General features: G+C 35.5%; 12 protein-coding genes. 2 read left to right on the plus strand and 10 right to left on the minus strand.

Translation table 11 applies throughout. The annotated features are described in order from the left end of the window. Nucleotides 1–642: 642 nt before the first annotated feature. The 4 genes from AC07N0_RS17260 to AC07N0_RS17275 form a co-directional block, all read right to left on the minus strand. On the minus strand, nt 643–4,227 hold the full coding sequence (locus AC07N0_RS17260; protein ID WP_494590170.1) for an ABC transporter permease/M1 family aminopeptidase: 3,585 nt from the start codon (nt 4,225–4,227) through the stop codon (nt 643–645). A 4-nt stretch (nt 4,228–4,231) separates the two neighbouring features. Then, nucleotides 4,232–5,107: an ABC transporter ATP-binding protein gene (locus AC07N0_RS17265; RefSeq protein WP_494590171.1), complete on the minus strand. Its 876-nt coding sequence runs from the start codon at nt 5,105–5,107 to the stop codon at nt 4,232–4,234. An 89-nt stretch (nt 5,108–5,196) separates the two neighbouring features. Beyond that, complete coding sequence (locus tag AC07N0_RS17270; RefSeq protein WP_492803867.1) at nt 5,197–5,403, minus strand: helix-turn-helix domain-containing protein; 207 nt, start codon at nt 5,401–5,403, stop codon at nt 5,197–5,199. A 2-nt stretch (nt 5,404–5,405) separates the two neighbouring features. Next, nucleotides 5,406–5,921, minus strand: a complete 516-nt coding sequence (locus AC07N0_RS17275; RefSeq protein WP_492803866.1) for a hypothetical protein — start codon at nt 5,919–5,921, stop codon at nt 5,406–5,408. Nucleotides 5,922–6,354: 433 nt separating this feature from the next. Here AC07N0_RS17275 and AC07N0_RS17280 point away from each other — a divergent pair, with 433 nt between their 5' ends. Beyond that, entirely contained in the window at nt 6,355–7,488 is a 1,134-nt protein-coding gene (locus tag AC07N0_RS17280) for a putative phage abortive infection protein (RefSeq protein ID WP_494590172.1), read from the plus strand. Nucleotides 7,489–7,612: 124 nt separating this feature from the next. Here AC07N0_RS17280 and AC07N0_RS17285 read toward each other — a convergent pair whose 3' ends face one another. Genes AC07N0_RS17285 through AC07N0_RS17300 form a run of 4 tightly spaced genes read right to left on the minus strand, consistent with a single transcriptional unit; the run spans nt 7,613 to nt 15,806 of the window. Beyond that, nucleotides 7,613–9,910: a DUF5703 domain-containing protein gene (locus AC07N0_RS17285; RefSeq protein WP_494590173.1), complete on the minus strand. Its 2,298-nt coding sequence runs from the start codon at nt 9,908–9,910 to the stop codon at nt 7,613–7,615. Between the two features lie 13 nt (nt 9,911–9,923). Further along, nucleotides 9,924–11,033, minus strand: a complete 1,110-nt coding sequence (locus tag AC07N0_RS17290; protein ID WP_494590174.1) for an NHL repeat-containing protein — start codon at nt 11,031–11,033, stop codon at nt 9,924–9,926. A gap of 27 nt (nt 11,034–11,060) precedes the next feature. Further along, complete coding sequence (locus tag AC07N0_RS17295) at nt 11,061–12,581, minus strand: DUF1501 domain-containing protein (protein ID WP_494590175.1); 1,521 nt, start codon at nt 12,579–12,581, stop codon at nt 11,061–11,063. 3 nt (nt 12,582–12,584) lie between these two features. Beyond that, complete coding sequence (locus AC07N0_RS17300; protein ID WP_494590176.1) at nt 12,585–15,806, minus strand: DUF1553 domain-containing protein; 3,222 nt, start codon at nt 15,804–15,806, stop codon at nt 12,585–12,587. 140 nt (nt 15,807–15,946) lie between these two features. On the opposite strand from AC07N0_RS17300, the gene AC07N0_RS17305 reads away from it, so the two are divergent. After that, nucleotides 15,947–16,822 carry a helix-turn-helix domain-containing protein gene (locus tag AC07N0_RS17305; RefSeq protein ID WP_494590177.1) on the plus strand — a complete coding sequence of 292 codons (876 nt, stop codon included), beginning with the start codon at nt 15,947–15,949 and terminating at the stop codon, nt 16,820–16,822. 14 nt (nt 16,823–16,836) lie between these two features. On the opposite strand, the gene AC07N0_RS17310 is transcribed toward AC07N0_RS17305, so the two are convergent. Together AC07N0_RS17310 and AC07N0_RS17315 are read right to left on the minus strand one after the other, a co-directional pair. After that, complete coding sequence (locus AC07N0_RS17310; protein ID WP_494590178.1) at nt 16,837–18,501, minus strand: PepSY-associated TM helix domain-containing protein; 1,665 nt, start codon at nt 18,499–18,501, stop codon at nt 16,837–16,839. Between the two features lie 7 nt (nt 18,502–18,508). After that, the gene (locus AC07N0_RS17315; RefSeq protein WP_494590179.1) at nt 18,509–18,790 is read right to left on the minus strand and encodes a hypothetical protein; all 282 of its coding nucleotides are present in this window, start codon (nt 18,788–18,790) and stop codon (nt 18,509–18,511) included. Nucleotides 18,791–18,826 lie beyond the last annotated feature (36 nt).

The raw sequence follows: 18,826 nt of genomic DNA on the forward strand, positions 1-18,826 counted from the left end.
TTTGTCCCATTACTTTAAAGTTTATAACTAATTTCGATAACTTAACCGAAACTGTCAACTTATTTTAGGACAAGACAAAAAACTAGTTCCTAATATTTTTTATGTTGACATTAATGACGGACTGACATTATTTGTTGACTGTTTAGGCTTTACTATAGGTTACAGTGAAATAAAATCCTTCAATCCTTTTTGTGTATTAGAAAAAGATGGTTTACGCATAAATCTCTTTCAAGATGCAGCACTTGCCAAGGAACATAACCCTGAATTTAGGTTAGTCACAAAGAATATTGAGGAAGTTTATGAGAAAGTCTCTAAGTCTCATCCTCAATTCCTTCATCCAAACCTGAAAGTAATTACGCTTCGCCCTTGGGGTGCAAAGGAATTCGCTTTGATGGATAAACAATTGGGGGTTATTATTCAGGAGTGGTAAACAAACTATAGCTAACAGCGGGAATAAGCAACGCACCAATAATCAAAACCAAATTTCTTTATAAAAACGGCACAAAACTTGGTGGACTAGGCGTCGCTAACTAGGTTTGCCCGACTGGTGTCCCCGTAAAACATCACCAAGGGCGAAAAGATAAAACTTCTTCAATGTCCCGTTAGGGATAATATATCGGTAGGAAATACCAAAATACCCTCCTAAACAAGTTCCGTAGGAACGCAATATAACGTTCCTACGGAACTTATTCTTGGTTTATTCACTATATTTCTACCGATATTATACTCGTACAGAGTAGGTTTTACTTTCAATGTCTGCTTTACCGATTCCTTCTTAATAAATTTAACATCAGGGTCAATTTCTATTTCTATAGGCTGTTCATCTAAAAGCATTTTGCCCAATATCTTATTGTTAATAACTGGGCACATCCACTTTTTCTCTTTCCCTTTTTTAGTATGAATGGATATTTCTATACTGTCATTCATAACTTTGGGAGATTGATGCCCCTTGCCATCTTCATAGTATTGCTGTGCATCGACATCGATTCTTAACTCATATTGCTTTCTAATTTTCTTTACTGATGCACTTTTAATCTTAAAATCATACAACGTAATTCTTTTAAATAAATCATCAATTTTATCATGTAATTTTCTATCAGTAACAGCATATAGTTCCTTGATAAAATCTGTTGAAACTGGCTTAAGGTTTGGATAAGCGTGCTTTTTTAGTAGTTGCTTCAAAGCCAAATTAATTTTTTCTTCCCCAATTAGCTCCGAAAGTTGATACATCACTACTAAACCTTTCGAATAACTTAAATGAACATTCTGAGCTTGCATCTTAAATAAAGGTTGTTCATCTGTAAAACCTCTTTCATTCAAATACATTCCTAAATGCATATTAACATTTTCCATCACCCTAGCTTTTCCATGCATTCGTTTCACCAACATCAGTTCTGTGTACATAGCTAAGGTTTCAGTAAGCATTACATCGCCTTCTCTAGTATCGGGTGCTATGGTATTATTACCCCACCACAAGTGGGATAATTCATGACCAGCCAATTCATTAATCACATCTTGTTTTTTTTCTGCTCCGATGTTGGCATTAAAAATCATATCTTCCGTCATATAAATTGTAGCTGGATACGCAGTTGCGGCAAAACCCTTTGTAAAAGCTGATACTTCTGCAAAGCGGATGGTCTTAAAAGGCAACTTGCTAAAATTTGTATTACAATAGTCCATCGTTAACTGAGCGTTCTTTAACAAGTGTTCAACATTTTGGTAATGCGTAGGATGATAGTATACTTCTATCTTTTGTCCCTTGTATAAAGATGTTTTTACTGCATACTCAGCAGAGGAAACTGCAAACCGAAAAGGAACTGGGCGAGAAGTCTGATAACGAAAATAGTTCCTGTCGTTATCTTTCCAATGTTTCACTAAATCTCCCACGCCAATTGCTGTTTGTTGTTTATTGGTAGATATCGTCATATCTAAATTTATAAAATCATCCGTCGAATCTATCGGAGCATCAACTAAGCGCAATTGGGTAACTTCTCCCAAATTAAATCTATCTCTGTCCTTTTTATGCTCTATTTCCTTCTCAGCAATATAACCTAGCGTTGGAAAATATCGACTAATGCGCATAAATGACCCATTAGTTTGGATAGCATTAAACGATTGATGCCCATTCACTGCCGACCAATGATACGAAAATTTCGCTTTCAATTGGGCTTTCTCGTTTGGTAATAATGCGGTATTCAACTCAACAACTGTGTATTGATTAGGAATTTTAAATACTTTATTCCCTTTAATTATATTCGCTTCTTGAATGGTTATACCTTCAGCAAAATTCACCAGAATCCTTTTAATAGGTTGCGAAGTTTTATTCTGTAGGGTGTACAAACAAGCAACTTGATAGCTGTTTTTTTCTGGGAATAAATCAACCGTTGTTTTAACTGCTGTAATTGTTGGCTGTGCTTGTTTCTGAAAGACCCGATACTTTTTTTCATAGTCTACTTGCGCTAATATATTAGCTTCTTCATTTTTAGGTTGATAGTCTTTTATTATTTTATCTGCTAACACATAGGCCGTTCCCATCAATATGAGCAAACAGAGTGATGGCACGACTTTTAGTTTAAACCCTTTCAGTTGTGTTATTAATATTGCAAAAATAAGGACTATGGATAATCCGAATAGGTGTTTCCAACAATACACAGTAAGATAAGTACCAAACCCATTCATATCGCTATACAAACCATTATAAGGCGTCTGAAACTTCAACAATGGATGTTTTAGAAGTTTACTGCTCAATGAGGTTGCTGAAAAAAATACAATGACTGATGATATCACTAAACCAACATGTTTGTATTTAATTAACTTCTGAACAATCAATATTATTCCAGCACTGACGATTAAGGGTAAGCTGTTAAAAATATATACTCCTGCATAAGCCTGCCAGTCGATAGATGGATAGTTATATGATATTTGAAAAACAATGCCCAACATAATCATTAACGTTGTAAAAAAAACGATAACGAGACTGAGTGTAACCCATTTTGAGAAAAACAAAGCAGTGTTGCTGGCTGGTGTAGCATTTTCAATCAATTGAAAGTTACTATTCCTACTGCGCCAAACAATTTCGTTGGCATAGTACAACAGAACGATTAAACACAAACCATGAAAATTATCGATAATGGTTTTTGCCATTAAACCAGATGTAGCATATTTCTGAGGTAATCGGATACCCTTTTCGATAGAACCATATATTTCCATCCCCAAAGCAAATAACAAAGCAACACATGTTAATACAAAGGGAATACCTCTACTGATATATTTTAAATCAAGTTTTGTAAATGACATCAAGGTTAACCAATGCCTCAACCAGCTTTGTGATGGTCGTACGGGTTTAAGAGTAGCATTCAAAAAAGAAGTTCTTTCTTCTTGATTATGTAATAATACTTTTCGCTTAACATTATCATTCATTGAAAATGTAAACGCTTTGAAAGTGACTATAAGTGAAAGTAAAGAGATAACTATTACGCCAAGTCGATTGAACAATAATGTACCAGAAAGTGGAATTAAAGCTGTATTTCGTTGAACAACTGACCATGTACTCGTCTGCATAAAATACGCCGAAAGTCCGAATGGATCTAACCTTGCTGAAAGCAAAATGGTTTCTGGCGACTGTGGCATCCCTTTAGCCATCAAGGGCGAACCCGAAAATATCAGCATCACCATATATAAGATATACAGCAACAGACCTGATACATATACCATTAATTTATTTTTACTCAACCAAGCGATACTACAAAGCATGGCTGAACAAAAAAAGCTATTTACCAAACCAAATACGAACAGAGGATTCAAATAAAACATTAACCTAAGATCAGTGTATTGTCCTCTATCACTAGGCATGGTTTGCCCAACAGCAAAGCCTAATACAAACAACGCAAAACAGAAAAAATTCATTGAAAAAACAGCAATAAACCTACTTAATAAGAAATCACGCTTTCGTATAGGAGTGGCATAGAGTATCAGCGTAAAATTGGCATCGGTTTCTTTAAATAGTACTTGGGTAGTAAGTATCGTCGAAAAAAATATGCACAGTAGACTCATCATTCCTGTCATATAAGCTACTGTATAGGATGAATTTTTGAATATCTCTGGACTAACCGATATTGAAAAATTGGCTCCAGAAAATACTCCAAACAAAACAGTAAGCAACAAGACACCGTAGAACCATGCTTTTCTGAAAAAATGGTTCCATTCAAATTGTAATAAAACTTTCATGGGATTATTGGTGGCGGTTTAAAATCGAAAAGTAGGCATCTTCCAAACTTGGCACTATTGCTTCAAAATCATTCATGGGATTGGTTTCTGATTGAATATGGATATTCAATTTGCCCATATTGAATTGTGTTGATATCAACTGATAGTTCTTTTCATATTCGGGAGTATCATTTTTACTAATGGCTTTTCGCCATAATTTGCCCTTCAATTCATTCATAAAATCAATGGGTTTGCCATAAGCTAAAACAGAGCCCTTGTCTATTACAGCCATTTCTGTACATAATGTTTTTACATCTTCGACCAAATGTGTAGAAAGAATTACGATAATATTTTCGCCTATTTCACTTAGTAAACTATTAAAACGATTGCGTTCTTCAGGGTCAAGACCCGCAGTGGGTTCATCAACAATTACAATTTGTGGATTCCCCAATAAAGCTTGGGCTATGCCAAATCGCTGTCGCATACCTCCCGAAAAAGTATGGACATCTTTCTTTCTAAATGAATATAGATTTACTTTATTTAATAAGGTTAATACCTGTTCTTCACGTTGTTTAGTATCAGTAAGTCCCTTTAAAACAGCCAAATGAGTCAGTAAATCATAGGCTGAAATTTTAGGGTATACGCCAAAATCTTGCGGTAAAAAGCCCAACTGCTTTTTTATAAATGTGGGGTCATTAAGTATATCTACCTCATTAAACAATATAGTGCCACTATCAGGATTTTGTAAACCTGCAATGGTTTTCATCAATGACGATTTACCTGCACCGTTTGGCCCAAGTAAACCAAACATTCCATTTTTTAATTCAAGACTGATATTATTGATGGCTTTAGTACCATTGCCATATGTTTTATTAAGATTTGTAATTTTTAGATGGTTCATGTTCGTATACTTAAAGTTTAGACAATATATTTCCAGGCTCTCTTTCGAGTGCTTTTTTTTGATTTTGTATATTGGGGATTTATCTTAGCTTATTCGGCTACATATTCTAATACATCACCTGGTTGGCAGTTTAATATTCTGCAAATGGCCTCAAGCGTATCAAAACGGATACCTTTGGCCTTTCCAGTTTTTAGAATAGATAAATTGGCTGGTGTTATCTCTAATTTTTCAGCCAATTCTTTGCTTTGCATCTTGCGTTTAGCAAGCATCACATCCACATTTACAATAATTGGCATGTTTATATAATTAAATCTTGTTCGTTCTGTAGGTTCAACCCTTGTTTAAAAATAGCAGCTAAAAAATAAGCAAACACCCCTATTATGGCATGTAATACTGTTACTACGATAGCATCATTTTCAGGGTCATCAATCATACTTACAACTAATACCATGATTCCCGGTACGAAAAGGTTGCCTAAATAAAATCTTTTTAAATGCATAATACCATTTTCGGTAAATAATTTAGGTTGAAAAAACACTTTAAAGACGTTGCTCAACCATAAAAAGAAAAGGCCATATAGACTCAAGGGCATTAAGAATTCAAAAATGATATAAGGTAAATTGTTAACGCCATTTAAAAATGGGGTTTGACTAAAGGGGAAGGTTACCTGAAAATATTTACCTCCCTCCCTTATTTTTAATGACCATCCACTTAGTAAAGCTATGGCAGCATGGCTGGTCATAGCAAAATAGCCAATGGCAATAAGTCTGGTAAACCAGAATAATATTTTAGAAACAATTTTTACATTATTCATTGTTAGAAGTTTAATTTATAGTGCAAACGTAATAATTAATTATTGTAAAACAATAATTAATTAAATTTATTTTGATTTAAATATATGATTGTCCAATACCATAAGTCTGTTCTTATTAGTTTAATCATCTATTGAAAGACTTACTTGACTATATTTTAGATATTATATACAATCTAATCTAGCAAGCTGAATTTTAAACTCTACCTTGCTTCTTAGCAACTACATAAAAGTTGAGTTTTTTATTGAAAAATAAAATAGTATTTTAGGAGCTGAGAGGAAGCTTGTATTTAAAAATATGATAAACTTTTTCTCATTTGAAAGTTATACATCACATATTTACCAACGCCAAAAGTATATGATAGCATTAATTCTAATAATCTCCTTAATTTCATTCGTTACATTTTTTCTTTGTTTTTATCTACTTTACCATCACATGGAAAATAGGACTATAAATCAAACAAAATCAAATCAAGATAATAAAAAGCCCCAACTTGGCTGGAAGGCTAATTTTTTACTAATCCTTGCTATTATTTCTATCGTTATAGCTTTTTTTATAGTGCCATTTATTTTTTCTATACTTTATGCAACTGAATTTTTTATCTTTAATAATAAAGGAGAAATTGGAGATACAATTGGAGGATTTATGAACCCTTTTATCGCCCTTAGCGGTGTTATTGTGACTGGTCTTGCATTTTATATGCAATATAAAGCTAACCTTCAACAAAGAGAGCTTTTTGAGAATGAACAAAAAGCTACTAAAGAGCAGTTTCAAAAACAAATAGGTTTTCAACAATTTGAATCTCAATTCTATGAAATGTTAAAACTTCATAGAGACAATGTTACTGAAATGAAAATAATTGGATATGATTTTGAAGAAAGTGGCGATACATTAAAAAGATTTGAAAAGATAACAGAAGGCAGAAAAGTGTTTATTGTAATGCAAACAGAATTTGAATGTATTTTACAATTATATAAAGATTTGAATAATACTCTTGATAAATCGGGTTTTGAGAGATGTTATAAACTATTTTTTGGAGGTATAAATGAGTATAAGAAAAAATATCCAAATGAAAAAGAATTCATTGAAACATTAAGCAAAGCAAGGGAAAAGCATCTATCTCTAACAGACCAATTTATAACTACGAATAAAGAAAGAAAGAAGTTTTCCTCTTCAGTAGAGCTCAAGTTTAATTATAAACCATTTTCTGGGCACTCGCAAAGACTGGGACATTATTTTAGGCATTTATATCTAACTGTAAAATCTATTGTGAACAGTGATACTATTGATAGTTATGAAGAGAAAATGAGATACTTAAATATACTAAGAGCACAATTATCCAACCACGAGCAAATTATATTATTTTACAATTGGCTTGGAGGTTATGGTAATGCGTGGGAAAATGGCTCCCAAACTTTTTTTACGGAATATTGTATGATTCGTAATTTAATACATGGCCATTTATTCGATGATAAACTTATCTCTGAGGCAGTAAATAATTTGCGTACCAAAGAAGCACCACTTAGAAAAGGAAGAATGATGTTTGAAATTGATGAGAACTCCTATTAGCATTTTCCAGCATTAATCATTTTAGAGAATAAAAGATTCTAACATACAGATAAAAAGCTTTGCAAATGAGGATGAATATAAGAGAATAATTCATCACCATTTACAAAGTAAATTTTCAACCTCTTTACTCCATCACCACCAAATCACCTTCCCTATTCTCAGGTGTCACTATCAGCTTCTCAAGCTTGCCATTTTTTACAATCCCTTCAACCGTTGTATTATAAGGAGCATGTAGTTTAAATTGCGCATTCCAATCCTTTGGCCAAGCAGGTAATAGGTATATTTTTTTACCATCTACTTGCATTAACATTTCTTGTAACCCAATCATTGCCGAACCGCCCCAATTATGGTCGGGTGTCCAGTCGAACCCTGGTCCCCAGAAAGTCGGGAAACGATGATTTGAGTCTTTGAATTTTTCTCTAGTAAGTTCCTGAGCTTCTTCTTTTAGCCCGAGGCGTGCGGCAAAAATGCTATACTGACGCCAACCTATATGGCTTCTATATTTTTGTACATGTGGGTCTAACTGATAGGTATTGACAGCAACATCTAAATCAGGTTTGCCAACACCATAAATTCCCCAAGGGAACACAGGATATAGTTGTGGGGCTTCTGAATTCTGTACCCTAGCCCAAGTTTGTGCAGGAGCAAGGGTTTTATGTCCTGCAATTTCCTGCAATGGAATACGTGGAATGCGTTTTAACATTACTGTCCACTTTTCTTTTCTGGTACTATCTAAATATTTTTCAGGTAACTCAACGACTCTTGTTAAAATCACTTTCAATGCCGAAATCACTGTTGTTGAATTGTATGTCATCTTAAAGGTTTCGGCAGCAGAACTTGGATAAAAAATATACTGACCTTGTTCATCGAATGCTTTTACACCTCGTTTTTTTGCCAAAAGTTGATAATGTTCATCATAAAATTTGAGGCAACTTTCTATAAAAGGCACATATTCCGAAATATCCCTTCCTTCATATCGCTCTGTTTCTAGCATCATCAAACAAAATTCCAACACCGTTTCCCATTCATATTCAAGCCAAGCATTGTATTCCATGCCTGCATCATATCCTTCGGGACGCTTTAGTCCATATTCAAAAATATTAGGTAACCCAAAGTTCTCAACTTGTTCCGTAAAACAAGCTCCCGCATGATTCCAATAGACTTTACTGCGCAATTCTGCATTTTTCAATGTATGTAAGTAAAAATCAAATTGGGGTTTCATCATATCAAAATCTCCACTTTTTATCATCGGAAAATAAACCAACCGTTGGTTTTGTGCCGTCATCGTTCCGCCACCCCAAAGCCTAAAGTCAGCAGAAAAAGGATAGGTTTTATCGACATGAGTAGGGTCAAAAGTAAATAGCCCACCATTGAATTTAGTAGGCCATTTCCCATATGCATTACAAGCTAATTGATATCGGAAAAGTTGATAATTGCGAGAAACTGTGCTGTCGTTACCTTCGATATAAATGTAGCTCCTGTTCCAAAAATCCTTCCACCAAGCATTCGTTTTTGGTAAAGCTGTTTTGCTATTAATTGTGGCATCTTTCAAAATATCATCTAAACCTTTTTGCCATTCCTCTAAGGTATTGGTCTGGGCAACATGCAAGGCAATATCTATTTGTTGTGAACGAGTAGCTTTGATACTTTCGAGCAACCAAGACTTGAAATCTGTATCTGCATATTTTCCTATGGAAGTATTTGAAGCTTTCAGGTTTTTTCCTGTTATTATTCCCCCAAAAGTATTATTTTTAATAGGGTCAAACAGTTGGTCTTTTACCATGTTCATTCCTTCCATCTTCACAGTATAATCGAAGACGTTTTCTATATCACTTCTATTTCTGTGGTAGAAAAGTATATTATTACCTTGAAAATCAATATTATCTTTAAAGGTGGTGACATCAAATTTTTGCTTGCTTTTATAAGAGTTGGCTCTTAATTCTTTGGCATCTGTAATAACATGGTCTTCATTTCGCCACGATTCAAAAGAGGCTTTTACTTTAATGGCTTTTTCGCTCTGTAAATCAAAGTGTACTACTGGGCGAAAAACATCTACCCATACTTTCAAAAACGTTTTGCCTGCACTAATACTGACAAAGCCTTCTTCTAAATGTAATTCTTGTTTAAAATCAGAGTCATTAAAAGGATTGGATGATAATTGTAGACGAACTCGACCTAGTTTTAAGAATGCATTATTTTCATCAAAAGTCCCACTTCTGGAAAGATACACCAATACATCTCCATTTTCCACCCACACATTTAGCCCGATGTCTCCACCACCACAAGGCATTGATTCAGAGGAGTTTTTACTCTGGCTATTCCAAACTACATTGTAGGCTTTTAGCTGTTTGTTTTGTGCTTTACTGCCAAAAAACAACCCTATCAAAACCAGAAAAAGGATACTTTTTATGATATAATACATTCCAATTTTTATTTTATACGCGAGTCAATTTTACGGGTGGCGTATGATTGGCATTCCATTGACAGATATAAAGATTCTTATCTTCGTCCACACACACATCATGTCCATGCTGAAAAATAGCGTTGGCTTGTTGAAGCGTAGGTTGCAAGATACTATTTTTATAAGTTGGACTCGTTCCTCCCGGACTAGAAACTACTTTATTATACTTATCCAGAATTGTTACGAAACCAGAATCCCCTCCTAATTTTTGTCCATTAGCGTCTTTCGACCAACATACACCTGCATAAATATTTTCTGCATCAAGTACGGGGCGACAAACATACATACCGGGCAAATCAACTCTTTTAATAAACTTACCATCTAACGTAAAGAATTTAAAAGCATTTTCTTCTCTGGAAGTACAAATCAACACCGGATTATTTTTATCTCGTAAGTCAATGGCAACACCATGCGCATTATACAAATTATGTTCTTTATTAATATTATGCTGTCCGCCAAAATGACGGATGTATTGCCCTTTGCTGTTGTATTGAATGATATAGTCAGAACCATAACCATCGGCTACATAAATATCACCGTTAGGTGCAACAGCCGTTTCAGTAGGCATAAAAGGTTCATTATCTTTATAAATACCTATCGTGCGCGGGTGACCAATCGTAAAAATTAGCCGACCATTTAAATCTGTTTTCAGCACTTGCCCTGCCTGAGGATTCCACTTACCAGTTTTGTCTTGATACCACCCACAGTCTACAATCAACAAAAAATCTTCTCCACCTTCTTTGGTCAACGTCAAACCATGTCCCCCAGGAAAAGCCGTTCCCCAGAAATCAAGGAGCTTACCCGATTTATCAAAAATCAAGATATTATTTCTAATATCATCGCCCAACATAATCAATCGCCCTTTGCTGTCTTGCACCATTTCATGGCAATTGAAAAGCGGATTGGAGTTGGTACTAATTTTCGCCCAACTTTTATCCACTTTATATTGGTAATCTCCATGACCAATGATTAATTCTTCGGCTTTTTTGTCATTATGAAGAATAGAAAAACCAAAACTTGAGTTTGATAGCGCTGTTGCTGAGAATAAAGCTGTATTTTTAAGGAAATGTCTTCTAGTTGTCATCGTATTTTAGGTACTGTATTATTCAAATTAAGCTAATATATCTTTTACAACTTTCCCATGAACATCAGTTAGGCGAAACCTTCTTCCTTGAAACTTATACGTCAGTCGCTCATGGTCAACACCCATCAAGTGCATCAATGTAGCTTGAAAATCATGCACATGCACTGGGTCTTTTATGATATTATAACTAAAATCATCTGTTTCTCCATAGCTCAATCCTGCTTTTACGCCTGCACCTGCCATCCACATGGTAAAACACCTTGGATGATGGTCTCTGCCATAATCATTGGCACTCAATTTCCCCTGAGAATATACTGTTCTACCAAACTCTCCTCCCCAAATAACGAGGGTATCTTCTAACATTCCTCGTCTTTTCAAGTCTTTAATTAAGCCCGCTGTCGCTTGGTCAGTGCTTTTACATTGCTGTGCTATTCCTTGCGGAAGACTACCGTGTTGATCCCATCCTTGGTGATATAATTGTACAAACTTTACATCTTTTTCCAATAGTTTTCTTGCCAAAAGGCAATTGGCGGCATACGTTCCTGCATCTCGGCTATCTGGTCCATACAAATCAAATACTTCATCGGGTTCATCAGCAGTACTCATTACTTCTGGCACAGAGGTTTGCATTCGATATGCCATTTCGTATTGTGCAATTCTCGCTTCAACTTCTGGGTCAGCATAGGTATCATTTTGTAACTTATTGAGTTTGGATAGATAATCCAACATCTGTTTTCTGTCTTTTCCATCATAACCTTCGGGGTCATTTAAAAATAAAACAGGGTCTTTACCCGACCTAAATTGTACTCCCTGATGTTTGGATGGCAAAAAACCATTTCCCCACAGACGAGCATAAAGTGGCTGGTCTTTTTGTCCATTTTTAGACACTAATACAATAAATGTTGGTAAATTCTGATTGTCAGAACCAAGTCCATAACTTACCCAGGATCCTATTGATGGTCTCCCAGGAAGTTGATTGCCTGTCTGAAAAAAAGTAATGGCAGGGTCATGGTTGATGGCTTCTGAATGAATAGATTTTATAATACATAACTCATCCACCACGGCGGCAGTATGTGGTAATAGTTCGCTCACCCAAGTTTGATTTTGTCCATGCTGATTAAATTTGAAGGCAGACGGCACCATTGGTAAAGCACTTTGGTTGGCACTCATACCTGTCAGACGCTGTCCTTTTCTAACGGAGTCGGGCAAATTTTGTCCTGCCAAACTAACCAGTTTGGGTTTATAATCAAAGGTTTCAAATTGCGAAGGCCCACCACTCATGAACAAATACACAACTCTCTTGGCTTTAGGAGCAATATGAGGCAAAGCCTTTAGAATTTCTTCTTCCAAATTGGAGGTAGTATTTTCTTTGACTACTTTCTTAGGAGAATCAAAAAAACCACTTACGCCAGTCAACAAAGAACCTACTGCCAGCGAACCTAAACCCAAAGATGTTTTAGTCAAAAAACTTCTTCTGTCTAATTTATCATGTAAATGATTGAATTCAGGCGTATGAAGCCTAAATTCTTCGTCGTGATGATGTGCCATTTTCTATCTTTTAGTTAAAGTAGCATCTGAATTTAAAATAGTATTTGCCACTACAGTATTAGCGGCTATCAGCGAAGTATCTAATTTCTTATCCACTACATACTGTCCCGCTTTCAATATTCCTTTTGCTTTTTGAGGATACTGTTGGAATTTAGCTCGCGACACTTGTTGCAACTGCGCTAATAAAGCTACCTCTTGGGGTTGTGGGGTTCTTCCTGTCAGTTTTCGATAAATGTAAACGATTCCCTTATTTACATCTCCTATTCTAGCCATTTGCTCACCCATTACTTTGCTTGCTTCCACAAAAGTTGGGTCATTGAGGGTAACTAACGCTTGCAATGGTGTATTGGTTTTTTGCCTTCTTACCACACATGAACTTCGTGAAGTGGCATCAAAAGTAGCCAAAGTTGGATTTGGAACAGCTCTTTTTACGACAACATACAAGCTCCTGCGATAAACAGATTTACCAGAATCCGCTTTATAAGTGGTGTTGTTAATTTCCCAAAGCCCTTCTGGTTGATAAGGTTTCACGCTCTTTCCGCCAATAATTGGATTCAGTAAGCCACTAGCCATCAGGGCATTGTCACGAATCATTTCGGCAGTCATTCTATTAACAGGACCATGTGCTAACAACCGATTCTCTGGGTCTTTTTCTCGTGTTGCTTTGTTAACACGAGAATCCTGTCTATACGTTGCCGACATTACAATTAGCTTATTGAGTTTCTTAACATCCCACCCCGACTCTCTGAAAGTAATGGCTAGCCAATCTAGTAGTTTTGGATGACTTGGCATTTCACCTTGGTTACCAAAATCTTCTGTCGTTTTCACTAAACCTACACCAAAGAAATTTTGCCAAAAACGATTCACCGCTACTCTTGCTGTCAGGGGATGGTCTTCATGCGTAAGCCACTGCGCCAAACCGTAGCGATTTTTAGGTAAATCATCAGGATAAGCCAATACTGATTCGGGAGTATTTGGAAAAACCTCTTCGCCAAAAGCATCATAATTCCCTCGTAGTAAAATATGGGCTTTTTTAGGTTTAGGCATCTCTTGCATTACCATTAATTCTTCAATATTCTCAGTAGAATCCGCCAAAGTAGTTCGCAACTGTTCGAGTACTTTTTTTGAATGCTGTAATGCTGGATAAACAGCCGATAAGTAATATGCTTTTAAAGACGATACTTCTGGAGCTGAAAGCTGATTGTTATTTTTAGTAGCAATATTAGTCCAACTAGCTTTTTGAGCAAGCACACTTATTTCATAAGGACTCAAGACGCGATTATAGACAGAAATATCATCTACCTTTCCATTTTTAAATCCTAATCCACGCCACCAACCCCCAATTTGCAAACCAGGTTGTATGGCAGTGCGAAACAGAATATCTTTTTTCAATTGGTCTGTTTTAGTCTCCATACTCATTTCTTGCCCATTTTGGTATAGCCTAAAACCATTGGCTTTTGATGACCCATCATAGGTAATCGTCAACTGAATCCATTGATTACGAAGCACAGGTTGTTTGCTAACTTTAGTGATAGCATCGGATGGTGCCGTATGAGCCATATTTAGCTCTAATCTGTTGTCTTTCAGATACAAATGATACCCTCTGAAATTATACAAACGTTCTGCTTGACTTTTGTGTAGAATTACTCCTTCTTTCAATTCCTTTGGAATATTGACCCAAATACCTACTGTAAAAGCTTGTGTTTTACGAAAAACACCAACTTCATTTAAGTCCAGAAAAACATCCCCATTCATTAGCATCGTTTTTCCTTTTGGTGTACTTTCAAAAACTGGTATATCTCCCGTCTGCCCCGACTCCCTTTTCATTACAGCTACTTGTTTTGGGTTAACAGTATTTTTCAATGTGCCGTCTTCAAAAGTGTAAAGTGCTTGCAAGCCTATTTTGGGAATATTTTCTTTGGCTAATGTTTGATAGCTCTTATCGGCTATCCATTTTTGAAAACTACCGTCAGCTTGCTTACTTTGCTTGTCAATGGTTTTTTCTTGCTGAGCAATTTTAGTATTGATATAATGCAGTATCTGTTCCTGTCGCTTCGTTGGCAACATCATGGTTGGGGTGGGTAGGGCATCATCCCACGAAATTTGTCCAGCTTCTTTTACATTATTAAAAAAGCTAAACAACTGATAATAGTTTTTCTGCGAAATAGGGTCATACTTATGGTCATGGCATTTGGCACACCCCACCGAAAGTCCTAAAAAAGCATCTCCAAAAGTATTCGTCCTATCAATTACATATTCAGTTTGAAATTCTTCTTCAACAATACCTCCTTCCATATTCTGTTGATGATTACGATTAAAGGCTGTAGCAATCATCATTTCTTTGGTTGGTTTAGGCATCAAATCACCTGCCAATTGCCAATGCACAAATTTGTCGTAAGACAGATTCTTATTAAATGCATTAATCACAAAATCCCGATAAGGTGACATATCTCTCAATCTATCTACCGTATAGCCGTGCGAGTCAGCAAAACGAGCTAAGTCTAACCAGTCAACCGCCATTTTTTCACCATAATGTGGCGAATTCAACAAACGATTCACTTGTTTTTCATAAGCATTCGGAGAATTATCTTTCAAAAAGGCATCCATCTCTTGCACTGATGGTGGCAAGCCCGTTAAGTCGAGAGACAAGCGACGTAGTAAAATTTCTTTGGAAGCTTCCTTTGAAGGGCTTAGTTGCTCTTCTGTCAGCTTTTCTTGGATAAAATTATCAATCGGATTTTTCACCAATTCCTCCTTTTCTACTGCTGGCACATCAGGCATGGCTGGTTTTACAAAAGCCCAATGAGGTTTATATTCAGCTCCCTCTTTAATCCATTTAATCAATACCGCTTTTTCTTTGGCTGTCAAACTTAAATGCGATAAAGGTGTGGGCATTACATAATTGGGGTCATCAGAAATAATTCGATGAAAGAATTCGCTTTTTGCTAAATTCCCTGGATTAATCGCTACTTTATTGGGGTTTTCTGGCAAATCGGCATAGGCAAATTCAGCTAAATCTAACCGTAAGCCTGCTTTTTGTTTGGCTTTGTCTGGTCCATGACAAGCAAAGCATTTATCTGAAAGAATGGGTTTTACATGAATATTATAATCTAATGCTGCTGGGACTTCACGCATAGCTACCTCAACCTCTTCAGGTAATGTTGGCGAACATGAAAACAGCGCTAAACTCGCTAAGAAAATCAACAATATAAATATCCGTGTCATTATCATAAAATTGGGCAAACAATCTTACAAATGTATAATACAATATATTATTAATATTATACAAAACTGACCAATATTTTCACAAAGCCGACTTTTATTAATAGCTTTATGGCTATTATCATTCTCTTAAAATACTAAATATGCTTAGGAAATCATTGAAAAACACATTTTCGCTATTGAATGCAGATTACGTACAATTGAACAAAACTTGGAATTTCAAACATGTAATTAGTCCATTTTACAGAATGTATTTGATAGACGAGGGAGAAGGCATACTTTTTAATGCGCATGAGTCGCAAGTATTGGAGCCTCATTATTTGTATTTAATACCAAGTTTTACAGTTTGTAATTATCAATGTGACCGTTTTCTGAGTCAATATTATATTCAATTTATTGAAGAATCTATCGATGGGAATGCTCTATTTTCAAACCATCAAAAAATCATCAAAGTACCTGCTCAAACGATAGATGTTGAGCATTTCAAAAGAATATTAGCGTTGAATAAAGGCAGAGGATTGACACAATCTAACGATCCGAAAGACTATGAAAAACATCCTATTCTACAATCCTTCAAACAAATGAACGAAGCCTTAGATGCCTCGGCATTGATGGAAACACAGGGAATTATTATGCAGTTACTTTCTCGGTTTATGACCAAAGAATATTTCGATATTGAAGAAAAAAATGTAATTCCCTCTAAAATATTAGAGTCCACCAATTACATACAAACGCATCTTGATAACAACTTAACCGTAGAACATTTGGCAGATAGAGCGAATTTAAGTGCCGATTATTTTTCAAGAATTTTTAATGAAAATATAGGAGAAAGACCTTTGAGTTATATTCAATACAAGCGAATAGAAAGAGCTCAGTTGCTGATGATTACAACTGAGCTCTCGATGAATGATATTGCTGTCAAAACAGGATTTGAAAGTCTTTCTTATTTTTCTAGGATATTCAAACAAGTTATCCAACAAACTCCTAGTGAGTACAAAAAGAACAATCGAATAGTGTAATTCCTTGTTAGACTTTAGTTAAGAATAGACTTTTCTAATACAGTACTGCCCTTTTTAATCTTTTCTACTTTAGCCGATCTCCCATAAATACTTATTGCAAGAAAGAAACTTATTGAGGCAATCAGTAACCAAAAAATATCTACAGCGGCTACATAAAATTGTTGATTAGCGAGTGACTTCCAAAGCCAGTCTCCTGTCGTAACCCCATTAGCAATAGGGACAATCAATGACAAAAATCCATTAATGTATAAATATCGCTTTGTTAAAATCGATTCATTTTTGCTAAATATGCCCAAAATCATCAGTATCAACCATGATACAAAGAAAACGGTATTCACTAATGAACTATGATTATTCAAAGCCATTGGTATTACTCTTTCAGAGATAAATAAAATAGCTGTGGCTGGAAACAATCCAAAGCAAATAGCCAAATACCACATTGTAATGCGGTGATGAAATCTTTTTTGTTTGTCGGTATATTCTTTCTTGTTCCTAGCTTCCTTCCATATTAATACGCCACTAATAATGATAAAACAAGTAATGAGTGCTAGTATAAAAAACATGACTTTTAGAGCAATTCCACCGAATTCTGCAAAGTGTATTGCCCCTATCGCTCCTAAAACAGCTTGTGTATAAGTTTTTTCTCTTGGCAATACTTCCATCACTCTTTTGCCATCTTTTAACGTAACGCCCAATACTCCATAGCCATTAAAAATAGTTTCGTCTTGTACATAAGCTGTTAAAATAGCATCTTCTCGGCCTAAATGCTTTACTGTTACCCTAGTCACTTCAATATCAGGAATAGTTTTATAGAACTCACTCACTACACTATTAACACTCTTTAGGTTTTTATTGATGAGTGATTTCTCATTCACTTCAATCACTCTATCAGGTCTGAATGCTGCAAATGCCGCTTTTTGATCACCATTAAAAAACACAATCGTAGCAGGAGCTAGTAGTAAAATAGACAAACAATAGAAGGCACCTGTAACGGCGTACATCATTTGGAAGGGTAATCCGATGAGTCCGAAAACTGTGTGTGCATTTGTCCAAATTTGTTTCCAAGCGCCTTTGATAGAAAATCCATAAAACTTTGTAATGATATTTCGCCAGTGGATTAATACCCCAGTGATACTGGCAAATAGAAAGAAAAAAGCAACGAAACCAGCTAGGTATATCCCTATGATGGGAATTTGACTGAAATAATGCAAGCGAAATAATGTCTCGCCGATGGTTGTTGGAGAGTTTTCGTGATTTTTCCCTTCATAAACTTGTAAGGTTTTATTCACAGGATGATATCCTAATTCTAAGAATTCGGCTCCTGTCTTTTTAACTTCCTTCTTTGAGTTTTTATTTTTTTCTACCTTCTCTTTCGTCGAAACCCAAACAGTCGTTAAAGGTTCTTTGGCTGTGCCAGGTTTGATAATAATGTCTTTTTCGGTATCTACATCAGGATATTGCTGCTTTACTTTTTGTATTATTTGGTCATATTCAAGACTATTTTCGGTCAATTGAATCCTTGCATTAGGGTTTTCCCACTGATAAAACTCACCTCTGAAAATGGTAAATGCACCAGCAAAGAAAATAATATACAAGGCAAAGCTAATCACGATACCAGCAACAGTATGTGTATGGAAAAATATATTAAATGCTCTATTTGATAATCCTTTTAACTTCATTTGTGCTTTAGCGAATTAGGTAAATGATTGATGAACAAATTAGAATGCCTGCCAGATAGATACCCCATATTTTCCAACCACTTTTAGCTAAAAAAGCAATTGAAAGCAAAGCAGCCCATAATAAAAATGCAGTAAAAGTACCCGTAAGCATTACTGCCACCTTGTTTTGAAGGAGTATTCCTAATAATAAATGGATAGCAACAGATAGTAATAAACCACCTAAGATTCCTGCCGATACCTTCAAAAATCTTTGTCCTGAAGTAGATAAATATTCTTTTTTAGCTGGCATGTGTAAATAGGTTTATAATAAGGGTTACATGTATTA

The sequence above is a fragment of the Arcicella sp. GW821-FHT09D11 genome, assembly GCF_059416265.1.